The organism is Prevotella sp. AM42-24 (assembly GCF_003461825.1).
Lineage (GTDB): Bacteria > Bacteroidota > Bacteroidia > Bacteroidales > Bacteroidaceae > Prevotella > Prevotella hominis.
Genome location: NZ_QTXV01000064.1, coordinates 809 through 16,789, shown reverse-complemented (window position 1 = coordinate 16,789; position 15,981 = coordinate 809). Strand labels below are relative to the sequence as shown.

The following is a 15,981-nucleotide window of genomic DNA, read 5'->3' as shown; positions in this document are numbered from 1 at the left end:
TTTTTTCAATTATGCAAGGTATAAACGCGGAGCCGCTTACGAGTAATTACCCCCTTAGGATGAAGGATGATGAAGGGTGATGAAGGGTTAAATTGCACCCTTCATCCTCTGAAACCCCGATAAACACAGGGGATTCCGAGGGATAGATGAAGGGTGAAGTTCACCTGCGAACGACCATTCAAAAATGGCACTTTCTAAAATATAGACCGGGAAATTTGGAGGTTACAAATTTATTGCTTAAATTTGCAAATGGTAAAGCTAAAATACATTTAAGCCATGGCTATAAGAGAAAGAAGAAAGCGAATCTATCGCAAGCGCATACCTTACGGCATGCAGAACTTTGAAGATATTAGGGAGAGGGATTGTTACTATGTGGACAAGACCTCATTCATAGAAGATATAGAAGACTCCAATATGTACTTCTTCTATATCCGCCCTCGCCGTTTTGGCAAGAGCCTCACCCTCTCCATGCTTGAACATTACTACGACATCAACAAGAAGGACAAGTTTGAGTCCCTCTTCGGTGGATTGTACATTGGCGAAAATCCTACGCCAGAGCATAATACATATCTCATCATTCACCTCAATTTCGCTGAAGTGGACGCAGGTATAGACAATTATCAAAGTGGATTGGATGTGCACTGTAACATTATGTTCAATTCATTCTGTAACCAATATGCCCATTTGCTTCCTCCTGATGCAAAGGAGGGGTTGAACAGAGAAATTGGTGCCATAGGACAACTTAGGTATTTATGTCAGGTTTGCAAGGAAGCTAACCAGAAAATCTATCTCTTTATCGACGAGTACGACAACTTTACCAACACAATCCTTGCCAACGAGGAGCATCTGGAGCGATACCGCAACCAGACTCATGGAGAGGGTTATCTACGTCGCTTCTTCAACACCATCAAAGGTGCAGCCGGCTCGGCTTTGGGACGTGTCTTCGTCACGGGTGTAAGCCCTGTCACTATGGACGACCTCACCAGTGGCTTCAACATCGGCACGAATTACTCGCTAACTCCACAATTCAATGAGATGACGGGATTCACCGAGGAGGAAGTGCGGGAGATGTTGGGCTATTACTCAAGCGTCTTGCCGTTCAACCATACCGTAGATGAGCTCATCACCGTGATGAAGCCATGGTACGACAACTATTGTTTCGCTGTCAAGAAATATGGAAAGACCACCATGTATAATTCCGTAATGGTACTCTACTTCTTGGATAATTACATCCGTAACGAATACGATATTCCAGACTCGATGGTGGAGAGTAATGTTCGCACGGATTACAGTAAGCTGCGCATGCTTATCCGTCACGACAAGGAGTTCGCCCATGACGCCAGTGTCATCCAGCAGTTGGTCACCAAGGGATACGTTACAGGCAAGCTCGTAGAAAATTTCCCAGCCGACCATATCAACGACCCTGACAACTTCGTGAGCCTGCTCTTCTATTTCGGCATGGTGACGATAGATGGAGAATATAAAGGCGAAACAAAGTTTGTCATCCCTAACGAGGTGGTGCGCGACCAGATGTACACCTATCTTCTCGACACCTACAAGGAAAACAACTTGGTATACGATACTTATAACAAGACCCAGTTGGAGAGCAAACTGGCTTACGATGGCAACTACAAGGCTTATTTCGAGTTCATCGCCGATAGCCTGAAACGCTATTCTTCGCAGCGTGACAAGCAGAAGGGCGAGGCTTTCGTGCATGGTTTCACCTTGGCGATGGCAAGCCAGTGCCGCTTCTATCGCCCTATCTCCGAGTTGGACAATGATGGCGGCTATGCCGACATCTTCCTCTCCCCTCTTTGCGACATCTACAAGGACATGGTGGACAGCTACATCATCGAACTGAAATATTGCAAGACGAGCACCACGGACCAGCAAGTGAAAGAACTCCTCAAGGAAGCCTCTGCGCAAATCACCCGTTATGCCGATAGCGACATAGTGAGAGATGCCGTAAAGACCACCCATCTACACAAGCTCGTAGTGATGTATCGAGGGGCAGAGATGGTGGTTTGCGAGGAAATCGAATGATGGCATTAATCATCACATGGGGCAAGTTTTCAATAGAAGCGCAAGTACAAAATATAAGAAAGCGCTTTATTAAGGTCTAATGATGCGCTTCGTTAGGTGCTAATGATGCGCATCGTTAGGTGCTAATAATGCGCTTCGTTAGATGCTAATAAAGCGCTTCGTTAGATCATGCTGATTTTCAATAAGTTATATCCCTGAAAATCAGCAAATTACGTTCTATTTCAAGACAGCAATGAGGAAAATTTTCTGGTAAACCGTCATGGTTTCCATATCACGCTGATAGAACTGACGATTCTGATCCAAAAGTTCATCAATCGCTTGCTCTATCATCTGATCCGAAACGTCAGGACTTGCTTTGTACCAGATGAGCCAAGCCAATAGTCTTTTTAGTAAGAACTTTATTACTAATTAACTATTTACTAATTATACAACTGAGGCTAAGATTTTTCTCAATTCCTGCTCATACTGTACTGCATCCTCAAAGCAGATGGCCTGCATTCCGAATTTTCGGGCTGCTTCTACATTTTCCATTCTGTCGTCTGCAAAAAGGCATTCTTCTGGCAGTAGAGAATACTTCTGGCAAAGGCGCTCGTAAATCGCCTGGTCTGGCTTGATGATCTTTTCCTCAGACGAAATGACCTGTCCTTCCAATAGTTGGAAAATCGGATATTGCGCCATTGTCTCGTGACACTTGGTACACCAGTTGGAAAGACCATAAAGGTGGTAACCTTCTGACTTCAATTGAGCCAGCAGGTCTCGCATCCCCTCCTTTTCGCCACGCACAAATTCATTGAAGCGCTGGGCTACCACCGCAATCTCGTTCTTATATTGCGGCATGATCTGCTGCATTTTGCTGAAGGTGTCCTCAAAAGAGTCTCCCCGATCCATATTCTCATTCCACTTACCGTCTATCAGAAGATGATAGAATTCTTCTGCCTGTTCGTGGGTCTTGAATATCTGGTCAAGAGTTTCAAAGTATTCGTAATCTACGAGCACTTTGCCGAAATCAAAAATCAAATTCTTTATCATAATCAATCTTGAATAAAAAAAAGGGCGATTTCTTACCCAAATCCCTGTTTCCGAAAGAGATTTGGGTAAAGAACCGCCTTCTTATTTCAGTATAACTTCATCTTTTCTCACTTCATATTCCAAACCAGGAACCAAGTTTTTCAAGACATTCATGGCACCCGAAAGGGTTTCACCACGGTTGAAATGAACTGTAACCTTCGTGTTCTTATAACGCTGTGAACGGAAGGAGAATTTTACTCCGTATGCATCGCCCATTATCTGAGCAGCTTCTGCGAGAGTTACGTCATTGAGATCTATCTGCTTGTTTCTCCAGCCCAGACCATTATTCCCCTTGGAAACCTGGCGGAGATTTACCGACTTGGTCTTTACATTATAAACCAGCTGGTCGTCTGGATTCATACTATATACTTTGTCCTCACCTACAATTCTGAGTTCTATCTTACCCGTTTTGAGCGTAGTAGTAACTTCCTCGTCGGTAGTATAAGAAGAAACCGAGAATGAAGTACCCAAATCAGTAATCTCAAAGTGAGGAGTGCTGACATGGAACGGATGCTTGTCATCATGCTTGATATCGAAGAAAGCCTCACCTGCCAAGAACACCTTTCGCTCCTTGCCTTCAAAAGAAGCAGGATAGAGGAGCACAGAACCCTGACTGAGTTTCACCTTCGTTCCATCAGTCAAAGCCAATGTTTTAGATTCACCTTTTATCGTATGTTCCTGCATCATCGCTATAGCCTGTGATGCTTTCAGATCATTACGCATCTGAACATAGATCTTGCCGAAGACGACAAGCATAACCAGCGGAATGACAAGAGCAGCCACTCTTTGCCAAGTGAAGATTTGGAATGTTTTACCCTTACTACTATCAATGTCTTTCCTGAAAAGCCGTTTATAAGCAGTTGATATTTCCCCTTCGTCCATATATGCAGAGTCTGCCTTATCCCACAAAGTACGCAAGGCCTCATCTTCCTCCTTCTCATCTTTCGAATCCGATAATCTCTGTAAGACCCTTTCCTTTATTTCGTCTGATACGACATGTTCAGAATAATAATCTATGATATCCTTAATCTTTGTTGCCATATTTTTACCTGTAATTTCTTTTTAAGACATTTTTCAAAGATATTACACCCAATGCAATTGCAATAAAATCATCAAATATAAGGCTTTTTTGATTTCTTTAAGAGCCAGGTTAAGATGATTCTCTACTGTTTTCTTCTGCAATCCCAACTGTTGGGCTATCTCCTCGTTCTTGAGATGCTGTTCCCGACTCATGCGGTAGATGGTCTGTCGCTGCGGGGGCATATTCTCCACAATCATGTCGATAAGTAGTTGGGTGTCCTTGGCCACGATTTCCTCATGCGGCGAGGCGATGTTGGCACATTGGTCAGGCAAGGAATCGATGTCTATCGGAATCACTCGCTTGGTGGAAATATAATTGATAACGGTATATTTCGCCAATATAAAAAGGTAGGAATCGAAGTCTTTGATTTCCGCGAATTTCTGGCGCTTCCTCCAGATTTTCTCAAAGATAATCTGACAAACGTCGTCGGCATCATCCATGTTTTTCAGCAACATGGAGACGAAGCGATGAACTTTAGGATAAAACTTGCGGAACATGATGCCGTAAGCTTTTTCATCGCCCTGAGACATGAGTAATATTACTTCTTTTTCGATTTCCATTTAAACAGGTTTTCTACGTTTTTTTGTAATGCACGGCATGATATTGGAGGGCATTACATGAATTAAGCAATTGCAAAGATAATACAAATAAACGAATTCTCCATCGTTTTTGATAAGAAAATTGCGTTACAATTGAAAAATGGCATAATAGCAAGAGATTTGACAGAGGAAAATTTTAAACAAAAAATGACTTTGACTGGATACAGCAACAGGAATTTTGTTATCATCTCATAAAAAACATATAAATTGCCTTAAAATCAAGGAAAATGGAATCACGTATCGAGATTTTTACTATATTTACAAATAGTTTTTTCGGAAACTAACCTTAATCAGAGTGAATTGATAATCCAGTAATAACAACTTAAAATTAGAGATTATGAAGAAATTATTTTTAATGGCAGTTATCATGCTGTCTTCAGTAAGTATTTTTGCTCAGAGCAGAGTGGGTACTACAACTATCCAGCCTAAGATCGGTTTGAACGTATCTTCCGTAGGTGATGGAGACTGGAAAGCTGGTTGCGTATTCGGTGCAGAATTGCAGCACCAGTTTAATGCAAAAGCTGCCATCGCAGGTGGACTTCTCTATTCCTTCCAAGGAACTAAACATGATGAATATTCTTGGAATCCAGGATATTTGAACATTCCTATCACGCTCAACTATTATGTTGCCCGCAACTTCGCACTCAAGGCAGGTATTCAGCCTGCATTCATGGTTGCCAAGGACGAGGCTAAGGATGTCAACACCTTCGACTTTGCAATTCCTGTGGGAATGTCTTACGAGTTCAACAACTTCGTACTGGATGCTCGCTACAACATCGGTGTCACAAAGGTTCCAAAGCATGGCGACGGCTACACCAACGTGCTCCAGCTGACCATTGGTTATAAATTCAAGCTGTAAGATATAGATTACTCTTATACATAAACTTTTATACTCATAAATCCCAAGCCGGCTTTTCTGCTGACTTGGGATTTGCTTTTCCGGAAATCCGTGATTATTCGTGATGTAATCTTAATCGATATCTTAATAATCCGTGATATATCCTTTTGTAAACATATCGTAGGACAGAGCTTCCAGTTCAGCAAGCGTCATGTGCTCTACAGCATGTTCTATCTTGCGAATCAGTTCATCTCTCTTGAAATCGTCGTTATCGCTCAGGCGCGATGTAAATCTATTGCTCATCGATTTTTAATATTTAATGTGTAATGTTTAATATTTACTTCGTTCATAGGTATCGATGACATTGCCATCATATTCCTCATGGGTGAGCAGACGGACATCGTGAGGAAGGCGAGGAGCCTCGGTGCCTTTTTCCACGGACTTCCCGACTGCTGTTTCCACCCTGATTTCATCCCAAAGTTCTGCATCAAGGAAAGCCTGATGGGTGATAGCACCTCCTTCCACTATCAGAGATTGCACCTTATTAATATATAGGTGGTCCATCATCTGATCCAGCACGCCGGTCTTTCCCTGAGAGAAATCCAAGCCCTCAAAGCAAGGATGATTTCTGTCGATGACCAGTCGCAGAGGGTCCTTACCGCTCCAGTCACGCACATTCAACTGACTATGGTCGCGCTCATCGGTGATTCTACCTACCAGGATGGCATCGTTCTCGGCACGCAGTTTGTGAGAAAGCATCTTGGTGAAAGGAGAGGAAATAGCCATTCCCTTGCCTCCGTCATCGAGAAAACCGTTGACTGTCTGCGCCCATTTCAAAATCACGTAAGGGCGCTTATGGGTATTATAAGTGATGAAGCGCTTGTTGAGTTCAAGACATTCCTTCTCCAGCACGCCCACCGTCACTTCGATGCCAGCCTCGCGGATTTTCTGAATGCCGCGCCCCTGCACCTTGGCAAACGGATCTACACAACCGCAGACACATCTTTTCACTCCTTTCTTTACTACGAGGTCGGCACAAGGAGGCGTCTTGCCGTAATGCGAACAGGGTTCGAGACTCACGTAAATAGTGGCTTCATGCAGCAGCGGCTCATCCTCCGGTCTGACAGAGGCAAAGGCATTCACCTCAGCATGTCCCTCGCCACAGCGCACATGATAGCCCTCGCCGATAATTCTTCCGTCGGCACTCACAATGACGGCTCCCACCATCGGATTGGGTTTCGCATTCTGCCTTCCGTTCTTCGCCAACTGCAGGCAGCGGCGCATAAACATTTCATCTATCTCCTGCTGAGAGAGTGGCTCTCCCGTCCAAGGATCCTGAAAAGAGACTTTATTTTGTTTCATATTTTTCTATAATTAGGATTTTATCAATAAAAAGTCAAAATTACCCTGCAGAACAAAAGGGAATCTTATGAGGAAATAGGACAAAACAAATTCCACAAGAGAACAACACATGTAATAATATTACAAAATGTAAAAACTATTTTTCAAGGGACTTTTCTTGAGTTCATGACTATTTTCCAAGGGACTTTTGCGTACAAAGATAATAAAATAAAAGAATCGGTGTATAAAAAAAGGAGTTTCTTACGATAATTTAACAGTGAAATAAGGTAAAGTAAAACAAGAAAAGCGTATCTTTGTAGTATGAAAACTTATCAACAACTTTGGCAATCCCTCACTCCACTCTATGAGACTGGCGAAGCGCAAGCTATCGTCCGCACCGTGCTTGACGTGAAATACGGTATGACTTTGACCGACATAATCTGCGGCAAAGTTAATGAATTATCTGCAGATGAAGAAAGAAATCTGGAAGAAATTGTAGAAAGACTGCAAAATGGCGAACCGGTACAGTATGTGCTGGGCAAAGCCGACTTTGCCGGAAGAACCTTCCATGTTGATCCAGGTGTACTGATTCCGAGACCCGAAACGGCGGAACTCTGTGAATGGATGGCGAAATCTGCCTCTCCTCAACCAAGAATCATGGACCTCTGTACAGGCTCTGGCTGCATTGCCATTACCCTGAGTCTTGAGATTCCTAATTCGGAAGTATTAGGAATAGACATTTCCGACTGCGCCTGCAGAATTGCCACAGAGAATGCCAAGTTGTTGTCTTCTAAAGCATGCTTTGAGAAAATGGATGTCTTTAAACTGCTTGAAAGGTATAGGAAAGATACAAAGGATTCTCCCGAAGTGGATATGATCGTGAGCAATCCTCCTTATATCTGCGAGAAAGAAAAGATAGATATGGCTAAGAATGTCTTGGATTATGAACCAGGTATCGCCCTATTCGTTCCCGACGAAGATCCTCTGAAGTTCTATCGGGCCATCGCCGAGATTGCTTCTATCAGACTGCGCTGTGGGGGATTCCTCTATTTCGAAATCAACCCTATCTATGAAAAGGAAACAAGGGAAATGCTCGAAGGCTTCGGTTTCAAGGATATTGAGACGAAGGAAGATTCTTTCGGGAAAAAGAGAATGATGCGAGCTGCTAAAAAATAAGAAACAATATGGAATATGACAATTATAAACCGCGTCGTACGAAGAAGCCGATGACTGAGCAACAGGCACTCCTGAAACTGACGACTCTCTGCACCCAGTCGGAGCACTGTTCGCAGGAAATGCTCGACAAAATGAAGAAATGGGAACTACCCGAGGATGCTATCGCCCGCAACATGGAGTTCCTCATCCAGAAGAAATTCGTGGATGATGAGCGCTTCGCCCGCTTCTTCATCAACGATAAAATCAAATATAATAAATGGGGACGGCGCAAGGTGGAACAAGCTCTCTGGCTGAAACATATCTCCAGAGAAATCTCCGACCCTATCTTTGCAGAAATTGAGGACGAGCTCTATATGGAGACACTTCTGCCCCTGATGAGAAACAAGTATAAGACCATCAAGGCGAAAAACGACTACGAGCGCTCTATGAAGCTCATCCGCTTTGCCTTAGGCAGAGGTTTCAGCATGGATATTATCCGCAAATGCATTGACAAAATGGGAGTAGAAGACGTAGAATTTTAATACGATTACATATATGCGACTCAGTATCTTAGCAAAAATCATAGACATGCTTTCCCCCCGCTACTGTCCGGTTTGCGGAAACCGGCTCAATGGCGAGGAGGAAAGCATTTGTGTTTCATGCAATCTGTTTCTGCCCAGAACCGATACATGGAAAGACCCTTATAATAATGAGATGGCAAAGATGTTCTGGCATCGTATTCCCATCGAGAAAGCCTGCTCCCTCTTCTATTACAAGGGCCATGCCTTCACCAGCAACATTCTCTATCAACTGAAATACAGTCACCGCCCGGAAGTTGCCACAGACTTGGGAATACTTCTGGCACAGGAAGGAATGAAAGTCCACTTCTTCGACGACATCGACGGCATCATTCCCATTCCGCTTGCACCCCACCGCCAACGGCAGAGAGGCTACAACCAGAGCGAGGAAATCGCTAAGGGAATCGCACAGGTGACCCACCTCCCCATCTACACAAATATCGTGAGAAGAAACGTCTTCAAGGAAAGTCAGACCCAAAAAGACCGCTGGAGAAGAAACGAGAACGTGAAAGAAGCCTTTGAGCTCTACCCTTCCTACCGCCCCGACCAAGAGAAAGGGAAAAACAAAAGCGGCTCCATCGTAGGCAGACATTTTCTGATGGTAGATGATGTCTGTACTACGGGAGCCACTATCTGTGCATGTTGCCAGACGCTTTTGAAAGCCGGCAACATGAAATTCAGCGTTTTATCTATCGGATTGGCTGGGGAATAACTTTCCTTACTTTTACAGTACTATCTGCACCTGTTTCGCTTGATTTAATACTTGGCAATTTTACGCCATTTCTACGATATATGCAACAAATTAAAGACTTTTAACCTTACCAAGGTCTCACTTTAGCAAAAAGAAATGTACCTTTGCAGCATAATAATATTAAATCCTTTAAGATTATGGACAAACTGAAGAAAGAATTTGCATCAAAGTTATTGAAAGTAAAGGCTATCAAGTTGCAGCCTAACGATCCATTTACATGGGCTTCTGGCTGGAAATCTCCTTTCTATTGTGACAACCGTAAGACTCTGTCTTTCCCAGAGTTGCGCAATTATGTGAAGCTCGAATTGGTACACGCCATCCTTGAGCAGTTCCCAGAGGCTGACGCCGTAGCCGGTGTTGCCACAGGAGCCATCGCACAGGGTGCATTGGTAGCTGATGAGCTGAACCTGCCTTTCGTATATGTACGTTCTAAACCAAAGGATCACGGTATGCAGAACCTCATCGAGGGTGAGTTGGATCCTTCAGCTAAGGTTGTTGTAGTAGAAGACCTGATTTCTACTGGTGGCAGTTCTCTCAAGGCTGTAGAGGCTCTCCGCAAGAACGGTAATGAGATTGTGGGCATGGTAGCCAGCTACACCTATGGTTTCCCTGTAGCAGAGAAGGCATTTGCTGATGCCAATGTCAAGCTCGTTACACTCACCGACTATGAGCACGTAGTGGCAGAGGCTCTCGAGACTGGTTACATCAAGCAGGAAGACGTAGAGTTGCTCTACGAGTGGCGCAAGGATCCAGCCAACTGGAAGAAGTAATACCTGTCTCTACATAGGCATTTACAAGAAATATGAGTACAAGTACATTCGAAAGTAATATCAAACAGATTCCTCATAAGCAGGAATCTGTTTTCAATACATTGAGCGACCTCAACAACCTGCAGCGCCTGAAAGATAAGTTTGAACAGGTGAAAGACCAGATTCCAGCCGACAAGCGTGAGCAGATGGACAAAATCAAGGACCTCAAGTTTGATACTGACAGCATCTCTATCACCGCCCCTATGGTGGGAGAAATCAAGATGCGCATCATCGACCGTGAGTTTCCTAAGACCATCAAGTTTGAGACCGAAAACAGTCCTGTACCGTTCAACTTCTGGATTCAGTTGCTCCCTACGGGCGAGTATTCCTGCAAGATGAAGCTGACCATCAAGGCTGAACTCAATATGTTTATCAAGGGAATGGTGAAGAAACCGCTGACTGAAGGCATCGAAAAGATTGCCGATGCTTTGGCGATGATTCCATACGAGGATTAATCCGAAGCCTCCCCCTTTCATTCAAAAAATTCAAAAGAAAATGGCACATAAACTTTGGGAAAAGAACTTTGAAGTAAACAAGGAAATCGAACGTTTCACCGTAGGCCGCGACCGCGAGTTGGACCTCTACCTCGCCAAGTATGACGTACTGGGCAGTATGGCTCATATCACCATGCTGGAGAGTATCGGACTGCTGGAGAAATCTGAACTGGAGCAGCTCTTAGCTGAGCTCAAACAGATTTATGCCATCGCCGACAAGGGCGAATTTGTGATAGAAGACGGTGTGGAAGACGTACATTCCCAGGTTGAACTGATGCTCACCCAGAAGTTGGGCGAGATGGGCAAGAAGATTCATTCCGGCCGTTCACGCAACGACCAGGTACTCGTGGATTTGAAGCTCTTTACCCGCCACGAACTCAAGGAGATAGTAGATTCCGTCAAGATTCTCTTCGATGAACTTATCCAGAAGAGCAACCAGTACAAAGATGTACTGATGCCGGGTTACACTCATCTCCAAGTAGCCATGCCTTCCTCTTTCGGCCTCTGGTTTGGTGCTTATGCAGAAGGACTTGCCGACGACATGCTTTTCCTGCAGGCAGCCTACCGCATGACCAACCGCAATCCGCTCGGAAGTGCAGCCGGCTATGGCAGCAGTTTCCCGCTCAACCGCACCATGACTACCCAGTTGCTCGGTTTCGACAGTATGGACTATAATGTGGTCTATGCACAGATGGGTCGTGGCAAGATGGAGCGCAATGTGGCTTTTGCCATGGCTACCGTGGCAGGAACACTGGCCAAGATGGCTTTCGACGCCTGCATGTTCAACTGTCAGAACTTCGGCTTCGTCAAGTTGCCTAAGGAGTGCACCACGGGTTCCAGCATCATGCCTCACAAGAAGAATCCAGATGTATTCGAACTGATTCGTGCCAAGAGCAATAAGCTCCAGAGCCTTCCACAGCAGGTGATGCTCATCATGAACAACCTGCCAGTAGGCTATTTCCGTGATCTTCAGATCATCAAGGAAGTATTTCTTCCTGCTTTCGGTGAACTGAAGGACTGCCTGCAGATGGCAGCCTATATCATCAACAAGATGGAAGTGAACGAGCATATTCTCGACGACCCTCGCTACGACCTCATGTTCTCCGTAGAGGAAGTGAACCGTCTGGCTGCCAACGGAATGCCATTCCGTGATGCCTACAAGACCGTAGGTCTGGAGATTGAGGCTGGTAACTTCACACCTTGCAAGGACATCCATCATACCCACGAGGGCAGTATCGGCAACCTCTGCAATGACAAGATAGAGGAGCTGATGAACCACACCCTCTCCGAATTCCATTTCGAGCGTATGGAGAATGCAGAAAAGGAACTTTTGAAGTGAAGAATGAAGAGTGAAGAATGAATCAAAAATATTCCTATATATATAATAAGGTGAAGAGCATGGTCGCAAAGGCCATGTTCTCCACCTTATTTCCTTTACTGCCCCTATCGATGGGCATTTCCACTCTTACTTCCTGTGGAGCGGAAGACAGCATCAGCCGTCGTTTTCACTGCCGCTTTACGTTTCATACACAGAACCATCCCGGCAATACGTTGGAAATAGCTCTCAACGGCTTTGGTACATACACTTTCGTCAGTGCTTCCTACAAAAACAACATCTGGCATATCTACTCTACCCCCAACGATGGCAGGAACAAGACAGAAGACATCCGCATCACAGCAGCTCCCGAACTGCAATATGCCAAGGTTTACAATTTAGGCGCTAACAACGGCATTATCATCGGAAACAGTAATTTCAATAAATACAGAGCCTATGACCGCCAGTGCCCAAACTGCATCGACCAGTATGGCGGTACTAACTTTCCCCTAAACTGGAATTCCGCCAACCGCCAACAGGTAATCTGTGCCAAGTGCCACCGTATCTACGACCTGGAGTATGGCAACATTATCGACGGAGCCGATGGTAGCCGCCTGATGGAATACAGCCTCTCGTATGGAACTGCAACGAACGGAACAGGCAAAGTTATAAGTGTTTATAATTGACCTCAGACATCCCTTAAAGCAGCAAATAGCAAATAAAAAGCTACTTTTTTCTTAAAATATGTAAATCTATTTGGCAGTTTCAGGAAATAATACTACCTTTGCACTCGCAATTCGATAACGCGGAAATAGCTCAGTTGGTAGAGCACAACCTTGCCAAGGTTGGGGTCGCGGGTCCGAGTCCCGTTTTCCGCTCAACTCAAACGTTTACCATGCCGCAATGGTGGAATTGGTAGACACGAGGGACTTAAAATCCCTTGGCCAGTAATGGCTGTGCGGGTTCGAGTCCCGCTCGCGGCACTCTCCCCCTTTAAATTTTTCATCTATGAAAAAATTTGCTTACATCATATTCTTATTCGCTACGCTTTTTCTCACCTCTTGTGGTGTAGGTAGTGGTCATTTTAAGTTTGAAGGCAAATTTTTAAATATGAATCAAGGCGAATTTTATGTTTACAGTCCGGATGGTGGTATCAATGGTCTTGATACAATCAGGGTTGTAGGTGGTCGTTTCACCTATGAGTGTGACTGCAAGAACCCTTTCACGCTGATAGTCGTATTCCCTAACTTTTCCGAGCAGCCTATCTTCGCAGAGTCTGGCGCTTCTGTCGATATCAAAGCAGACGCATCCCATCTGAAGGAACTGTCCGTAAAGGGTACCAAGGCAAATGAGCAGATGAACCAGTTCCGCGAGAACATCCTCAAGCTCTCTCCTCCTGAAGAAAAGGCAAAGGCGGAACAGTTTATCAAAGACCATCCAGAGTCTATCGTCAGCACTTATCTCATCAGAAAGTATTTCGTCAATACCTCCCAGCCTGATTATGCCAAGGCCTATACATTGACGACAAAGGTGGCAGAGGCACAGCCACAGAATGGTAGTTTACAGAAGATGCTGCAACAGTTGAAGCAGTTGAAGACAATAGATACTGGCAGCCGCCTGCCTCAGTTCACGGCATACGACATCCAGGGCAAAATGGTTTCCAGTACTACCCTCCTCAGCGCTCCAGTAGCAGTTATCAGCACCTGGGCATCCTACAATTACGACAGTCAGGACCTGCTCAGAGAATTGAAGAAGCGCATGCAGGATTCCAAGGGTCGCCTGAAATTGATGAGTATCTGCATTGACCCATCAGCCACAGACTGCAAGCGAAATCTTACAAGAGACTCTATCTCCTGGCCAAACATCTGTACTGGCGATATGCTGGAGGACAAAACGCTGCAGAAGTTGGGCATGACCGCAGTTCCAGACGTCATCGTCTTGCAGAACGGCAAGATTGTAGCCCGGGGACTGAAGCGTGAAGAACTGAAGCGAAAGTTAGACCAGCTGCTAAAATAATCAGCTGGCAGAATTTCTACATAAAGCAGATATCTGCAAGAAAACAAAATAATGGATTCAAATATATGTTAGTCAAAACTTATTGCGCCGCAGTCAATGGATTGGACGTGACTACGGTAACCGTGGAGGTCAGCCTCACACGAGGAGTCCAATATCATCTTACGGGACTTGGAGACGAGGCCGTAAGAGAGAGTAGAAGCCGCATATCAGCAGCCTTGCAGTATAGCGGTTTCAAGTTTCCTGTAGCCGACATCACCATCAATCTGGCTCCTGCCGATCTCAGAAAAGAAGGCAGCAGTTTCGACCTGCCCCTTGCTGTAGGCATCTTGGGGGCAAACGGCGATGTACCCGAAACGCATTTCAAGGAATTTATGTTTGTAGGCGAATTGAGCCTTGATGGATCTCTTCAGCCCATCAAGGGTGCGCTCCCTATAGCCATCAGAGCCAGGGCAGAACATTTCAAGGGATTGATTGTACCGAAACAGAATGCGAGGGAGGCGGCTGTGGTCAATAAGCTCGAAGTCTATGGCATGAGTACGCTGGCAGAAGTGGTCAGTTTTATCAGCGACAAGCAGAATTTCGCTCCTACCATCGTAGATACACGCAAGGAATTTTATGAAAACCAAACCCATTGTGATCTCGACTATGCAGACGTAAGAGGACAGGAAAATGTGAAGCGTGCGCTGGAGATTGCAGCAGCAGGCGGGCACAATCTCATCATGGTAGGTCCTCCGGGATCCGGAAAATCCATGATGGCCAAGCGTTTGCCATCTATCCTTCCACCCCTCACCCTATCTGAAAGTCTGGAGACCACTCAGATACATTCCATCGCAGGAAAATTAGGCAAGAACGTATCTCTGATCTCCCAACGTCCTTTCCGTGCTCCCCACCATACGATCTCACAGGTAGCGCTGGTAGGAGGAGGAACCAATCCGCAACCTGGAGAAATCTCTCTGGCTCATAACGGTGTGCTTTTCTGTGACGAATTACCGGAATTTAACAAAACCACGCTGGAGGTACTCCGCCAACCATTGGAAGACCGACATATCACTATCAGTCGCTCCAAATATTCTACAGATTATCCCTGCTCATTCATGTTTATAGCAAGCATGAATCCGTGTCCGTGCGGTTATTACGGAGATCCCACCCATCATTGCGTCTGCACCCCCGGTCAGATCCAACGATACATGAACAAGATATCCGGCCCGCTTCTCGATCGCATCGACATCCAGTGTGAAATCACTCCCGTACCTTTCAAGGATATTTCAAAAGCAGCTCCGGGAGAGCCAAGTGCCAACATCCGGGAACGAGTCATCAAGGCAAGGGAGATACAAGCAGCAAGATACAAGGACTACAAAGGTATCCACTGCAATGCCCAGATGACAGAAAGGATGATTCACCAGTTCGCAGAACCCAATGAAGCAGGCATAGATATGCTTCGCATGGCAATGGAAAAACTCTCTCTATCAGCAAGAGCCTACAGTCGCATTCTGAAAGTAGCCCGCACCATCGCCGACCTGGAAGGTTGCGAGCATGTGGAACTGCATCATCTGGCAGAAGCCATCGGCTATCGTGCACTCGACCGTGGAGATTGGGCAGAAAGAGGGCATATTTGATTTTGGCAACCATATATTGTGGTAAAAAAGTATGGGCTTGTGCAATATACCTTCAAAGATGGAACTGTATTCACAAGAATAGACATAAAATAACAGGGCAGTCACCGAGGCGACTGGGAAGAGGGGGATAAAGACCAACTTCAAATCAGAATAGAAAATTAGGGGAAATTTTCCTCTAATTTCCCCTAATTTCCCCTAATTTCCTCTAAATTCCCCAGTTTTCCACCATGGAAAGTACATATAAAAAGTGTTTGAGAGAAGAATGAGGAAAGTTTAC

The 15,981-nt window shown here is 45.1% G+C and carries 17 protein-coding genes and 2 tRNA genes; 13 read left to right on the top strand and 6 right to left on the bottom strand.

Annotated elements, in window-relative coordinates:
* The first annotated feature begins 276 nt into the window (after window positions 1-276).
* Window positions 277-2,043, top strand: coding sequence for an ATP-binding protein (locus DW917_RS13950; RefSeq protein ID WP_118119678.1), 1,767 nt, complete (start codon window positions 277-279; stop codon window positions 2,041-2,043).
* A 216-nt stretch (window positions 2,044-2,259) separates the two neighbouring features.
* Here DW917_RS13950 and DW917_RS17295 read toward each other — a convergent pair whose 3' ends face one another.
* From DW917_RS17295 to DW917_RS13935, 4 genes are all read right to left on the bottom strand, one after another.
* The gene (locus tag DW917_RS17295) at window positions 2,260-2,421 is read right to left on the bottom strand and encodes a hypothetical protein (protein ID WP_158570172.1); all 162 of its coding nucleotides are present in this window, start codon (window positions 2,419-2,421) and stop codon (window positions 2,260-2,262) included.
* Window positions 2,422-2,466: 45 nt separating this feature from the next.
* Window positions 2,467-3,072, bottom strand: coding sequence for an HAD family phosphatase (locus DW917_RS13945; protein ID WP_118119676.1), 606 nt, complete (start codon window positions 3,070-3,072; stop codon window positions 2,467-2,469).
* Window positions 3,073-3,153: 81 nt separating this feature from the next.
* Window positions 3,154-4,152 carry a FecR family protein gene (locus DW917_RS13940; RefSeq protein WP_118119674.1) on the bottom strand — a complete coding sequence of 333 codons (999 nt, stop codon included), beginning with the start codon at window positions 4,150-4,152 and terminating at the stop codon, window positions 3,154-3,156.
* 42 nt (window positions 4,153-4,194) lie between these two features.
* Complete coding sequence (locus DW917_RS13935; protein WP_118119672.1) at window positions 4,195-4,752, bottom strand: sigma-70 family RNA polymerase sigma factor; 558 nt, start codon at window positions 4,750-4,752, stop codon at window positions 4,195-4,197.
* A 376-nt stretch (window positions 4,753-5,128) separates the two neighbouring features.
* Here DW917_RS13935 and DW917_RS13930 point away from each other — a divergent pair, with 376 nt between their 5' ends.
* Entirely contained in the window at window positions 5,129-5,650 is a 522-nt protein-coding gene (locus DW917_RS13930; RefSeq protein WP_118119670.1) for an outer membrane beta-barrel protein, read from the top strand.
* A 123-nt stretch (window positions 5,651-5,773) separates the two neighbouring features.
* Here DW917_RS13930 and DW917_RS17595 read toward each other — a convergent pair whose 3' ends face one another.
* The gene (locus tag DW917_RS17595; RefSeq protein ID WP_022110683.1) at window positions 5,774-5,932 is read right to left on the bottom strand and encodes a hypothetical protein; all 159 of its coding nucleotides are present in this window, start codon (window positions 5,930-5,932) and stop codon (window positions 5,774-5,776) included.
* Window positions 5,933-5,959: 27 nt separating this feature from the next.
* The gene (ribD, locus tag DW917_RS13925; RefSeq protein WP_118119668.1) at window positions 5,960-6,991 is read right to left on the bottom strand and encodes a bifunctional diaminohydroxyphosphoribosylaminopyrimidine deaminase/5-amino-6-(5-phosphoribosylamino)uracil reductase RibD; all 1,032 of its coding nucleotides are present in this window, start codon (window positions 6,989-6,991) and stop codon (window positions 5,960-5,962) included.
* A 300-nt stretch (window positions 6,992-7,291) separates the two neighbouring features.
* Between ribD and prmC the strand changes: the two genes are divergently transcribed.
* From prmC to DW917_RS13870, 11 genes are all read left to right on the top strand, one after another.
* A complete protein-coding gene (gene prmC, locus DW917_RS13920) occupies window positions 7,292-8,146 on the top strand; it encodes a peptide chain release factor N(5)-glutamine methyltransferase (RefSeq protein ID WP_118119665.1) in 855 nt (284 codons plus the stop codon).
* An 8-nt stretch (window positions 8,147-8,154) separates the two neighbouring features.
* The gene (locus DW917_RS13915; RefSeq protein WP_118119663.1) at window positions 8,155-8,667 is read left to right on the top strand and encodes a regulatory protein RecX; all 513 of its coding nucleotides are present in this window, start codon (window positions 8,155-8,157) and stop codon (window positions 8,665-8,667) included.
* A 13-nt stretch (window positions 8,668-8,680) separates the two neighbouring features.
* Window positions 8,681-9,415 carry a ComF family protein gene (locus DW917_RS13910; protein ID WP_118119661.1) on the top strand — a complete coding sequence of 245 codons (735 nt, stop codon included), beginning with the start codon at window positions 8,681-8,683 and terminating at the stop codon, window positions 9,413-9,415.
* Between the two features lie 176 nt (window positions 9,416-9,591).
* A complete protein-coding gene (pyrE, locus tag DW917_RS13905) occupies window positions 9,592-10,224 on the top strand; it encodes an orotate phosphoribosyltransferase (RefSeq protein WP_118119659.1) in 633 nt (210 codons plus the stop codon).
* 32 nt (window positions 10,225-10,256) lie between these two features.
* Complete coding sequence (locus DW917_RS13900; protein ID WP_022110689.1) at window positions 10,257-10,718, top strand: hypothetical protein; 462 nt, start codon at window positions 10,257-10,259, stop codon at window positions 10,716-10,718.
* Window positions 10,719-10,758: 40 nt separating this feature from the next.
* A complete protein-coding gene (gene argH, locus DW917_RS13895; protein WP_118119657.1) occupies window positions 10,759-12,096 on the top strand; it encodes an argininosuccinate lyase in 1,338 nt (445 codons plus the stop codon).
* 17 nt (window positions 12,097-12,113) lie between these two features.
* Entirely contained in the window at window positions 12,114-12,758 is a 645-nt protein-coding gene (locus tag DW917_RS13890) for a hypothetical protein (protein WP_118119655.1), read from the top strand.
* Window positions 12,759-12,877: 119 nt separating this feature from the next.
* Window positions 12,878-12,950, top strand: a tRNA-Gly gene (locus DW917_RS13885).
* Window positions 12,951-12,969: 19 nt separating this feature from the next.
* Window positions 12,970-13,055: transfer RNA gene (locus DW917_RS13880), tRNA-Leu, on the top strand.
* Window positions 13,056-13,080: 25 nt separating this feature from the next.
* On the top strand, window positions 13,081-14,088 hold the full coding sequence (locus tag DW917_RS13875; protein WP_118119653.1) for a DUF4369 domain-containing protein: 1,008 nt from the start codon (window positions 13,081-13,083) through the stop codon (window positions 14,086-14,088).
* A gap of 65 nt (window positions 14,089-14,153) precedes the next feature.
* Window positions 14,154-15,704: a YifB family Mg chelatase-like AAA ATPase gene (locus DW917_RS13870; protein WP_022110693.1), complete on the top strand. Its 1,551-nt coding sequence runs from the start codon at window positions 14,154-14,156 to the stop codon at window positions 15,702-15,704.
* The last annotated feature ends 277 nt before the right edge of the window (window positions 15,705-15,981 follow it).